Annotated in this window: 4 protein-coding genes; 3 read left to right on the plus strand and 1 reads right to left on the minus strand. The window is 29.1% G+C overall.

Translation table 11 applies throughout. The annotated features are described in order from the left end of the window. The first annotated feature begins 63 nt into the window (after positions 1-63). The 3 genes from J5G60_RS17675 to J5G60_RS17685 all read left to right on the plus strand — a co-directional run bounded on the left by J5G60_RS17675 (position 64) and on the right by J5G60_RS17685 (position 1,933). Positions 64-645, plus strand: coding sequence for a hypothetical protein (locus J5G60_RS17675; protein ID WP_150358190.1), 582 nt, complete (start codon positions 64-66; stop codon positions 643-645). A gap of 171 nt (positions 646-816) precedes the next feature. Beyond that, the gene (locus J5G60_RS17680) at positions 817-1,098 is read left to right on the plus strand and encodes a DUF4491 family protein (protein WP_150358189.1); all 282 of its coding nucleotides are present in this window, start codon (positions 817-819) and stop codon (positions 1,096-1,098) included. Positions 1,099-1,120: 22 nt separating this feature from the next. Then, the gene (locus J5G60_RS17685; protein ID WP_150358188.1) at positions 1,121-1,933 is read left to right on the plus strand and encodes a lecithin retinol acyltransferase family protein; all 813 of its coding nucleotides are present in this window, start codon (positions 1,121-1,123) and stop codon (positions 1,931-1,933) included. Between the two features lie 152 nt (positions 1,934-2,085). On the opposite strand, the gene J5G60_RS17690 is transcribed toward J5G60_RS17685, so the two are convergent. Further along, a complete protein-coding gene (locus tag J5G60_RS17690; RefSeq protein ID WP_150358187.1) occupies positions 2,086-2,559 on the minus strand; it encodes a spore coat protein in 474 nt (157 codons plus the stop codon). Positions 2,560-2,876 lie beyond the last annotated feature (317 nt).

Genomic DNA, 2,876 nt, shown 5'->3' on the forward strand with positions numbered 1-2,876 from the left:
ATATATTTTTTTGATTTTTTTTGATAAAATCTATATGAAGTTTATAATTAGGAGAGATTAACTATGCTTTTTTTCTTATACATATCAGGATTTTTAGCTGTACTGGTTGGAATAAAATTATTCTATAAACAGAATAAAAAAATAGCAAATAAAAATTACAGTGAAAAAAAAATATTACAGTATTGGATAAAGAGGATGATTGTAAATATAACGACTATGTGTTTAACAGCTATATTTGTACTATTCATCGTTCCACTTTTGATATGGATATTTGCGCCCAAAGAAACAGGTACTGTAGATAAAATTCTCGAAAGTAAAAATTTAACTCCGATTTCATCCTCAAATAAAAATAGCTACATAAAGGAAGTATTAAACGGAAATGCTAAAAGCTGTTTAGTGAACATAGATGACAATGGAAATCAAAGTTTACAAAATTTTAATAGTAAATCTGTAGAAATTGTATCTACTGACAAAGAAAAACCTAAATATGAAAGAATAGCAGAATATAAAATAAAAAAATTAAAGGGTAACTGGATAATACCAAACTCTGTAAATGACATCTATGCTAATGTCTATATAGATTACAGTCAAAAAAATTTTATAAGAAATAAAGTAAAATTAATAGTACCGGCTAATTCAAAATAATCATCGACCATATGATCCCATTATTTCGAATTAAAGGTGCCACGATTATTATATCATATAAAATCTATGACATCTATTTGGTTTCAAAATAGTAAAATACACATAAAAAAGATATAATGATATTATATTAAAATAGAATTAAGACTCTAAATTTCTACAGGGGGTGATTACATGCTTAATTACTATGGACTTATTACCGGCATTTTTGTATTGGTTTTAACAGGTATCGGCCACGTAATCGTAATAAAGGGCGAATATTATTTTGGAATAAAAATATGGCCTTTATTTTTATTGCTGGGATGTATAAGCATAATCTTTTCTCTATTGAATGAAAATGCCCTGATATCCGGCCTTTTAGGCATTTTAGGGGTTACTTCTTTTTGGAGTATATTGGAGTTGTTTAAACAGAAGAAGAGAGTATCTAAAGGCTGGTTCCCTAAAAAAGATAATTAAGATACAAAGCAGGGTGTTTTAAATGAAAAAATACTTTTTTATAAAATCAATATCAATATTTATAATAATTGCATTTGCACTTTTTTTCTGCTGTATTTATATATCTCAAAACAAGTCAAAGGACATTTACAAATACAGTGAAATCCAGATACCACTGGAAGCTAAAATCCTGTGGGATAATTCCACTTTAAAAAACATATCTGTAAAATATAAGGGCAACGATACCATAGATGCATATATCTTTCCCAGTGCTAACGGCAGAACTTTACTTATAAATCCACCTATAGACGGATTTACAGAAGGCAGTAAAATTTATGTCACTTTATCTCCGAACTTACATTTCAAAAATTATGAGTTAAAAAGCAAAAAAAGATTGCGCTTTAATGTAAAATCAGACAATTTATCTGCACTGTCAAAAGTTTCAAGAATACCCAAATATGGAGATATAATAGGAACCACCGATAATTTCATGGGATACAGATATAATCATTATGGGATATATATTGGCAACAATAAAGTTATTCACTACTGCAGCAGTACAGGTAATGCAAAAGATGCAAAAATACAGGAAACAAATATGGCTCCTTATTTTAAGCCTGGAAACTATTTTATCTTAAATGTAAAGAGCAATGTTGAATTCAGCTCTGAGGAAACTGTAAGAAGAGCAAGGACAAGACTTGGAGAAAAGAGCTATAGTCTTTTGCAAAATAATTGTGAGCATTTTGCCCTCTGGGCTAAAACCGGAAATTCAAAATCCTATCAACTAATTAACTTGTCACAGAAAGAATTAGCTCAGATAAAAATGTTCACAGCAATGGGTATAAATTTACAGTAGCCATTTTGATTTAGAAATTAATTAAAAAATATTTTTTACAGTCAAACACAATTATTAAAACCGCCTTAAAATTGTAATCAAAATTTTCAAGGCGGTTTTTTCATAAATATCTAACACATTTTACAACAGTTCAATTTCAATAACCCTGAGCGTTATTGAGCTTTATACATTCCTTTACTTTCCATATACTTGTAAATGGACTCGCCATGTTTCTGTTCCTCTTTTTGTATATGATTTAATACATCCCGTGCATTTGTATCCCTAAACTCAAATATTGAAGTATCATATGTACCTGAAACATATTTTTCTGTCATAAGCATATCCTTGCACATATCCTCATCACTGACTTGAGATGCCCCTGCCTGTGATGGAGATCTACCCGCATTTGCGTTTAAATTGGGTTTAGCCTGCTGTTTGTTGTTTAAATCAGGTACATTTCCATTTAAAAGTGAATTCACACTATTTAAATGCTCTTGTTCAATAGAAGCATTGTTTAAGAACAGTTGTCTTAACTGAGAATCCTGTGCTTGATTGGCATAATTTGTGTATTTATTTATACACGTAACTTCATGGCTTTTTTGGTCTTCCAATAATAATCTTTCCTTATTCGTTAAATTTATTGACATAAAAACACCTCCAAATCTATTTTGTATAATAGGAGATATTTTTATACCTAATAAAAAAAAATACTCCAAATAAAATATAATTTTATTTGGAGTAACAAAAGTTCCTTACTACCATAAATACTAGAAGATTTATGCAAGCTCCTAACAAATACAAAATATATAATTGGAGGGTACACAGATTATATAACAAAAATTTTACAGGAGTTTACATAACCTTCTTTAACACAGTCATTTCATATTTAGTTTCATATATTTTATAATAAATGTATCTTATAAACATCTGACTCTGACGACGAAGCTAGAAGTGTAGATAACGG

Source organism: Clostridium sp. HV4-5-A1G (genome assembly GCF_900184915.1).
Lineage (GTDB): Bacteria > Bacillota > Clostridia > Clostridiales > Clostridiaceae > Clostridium_B > Clostridium_B aromativorans.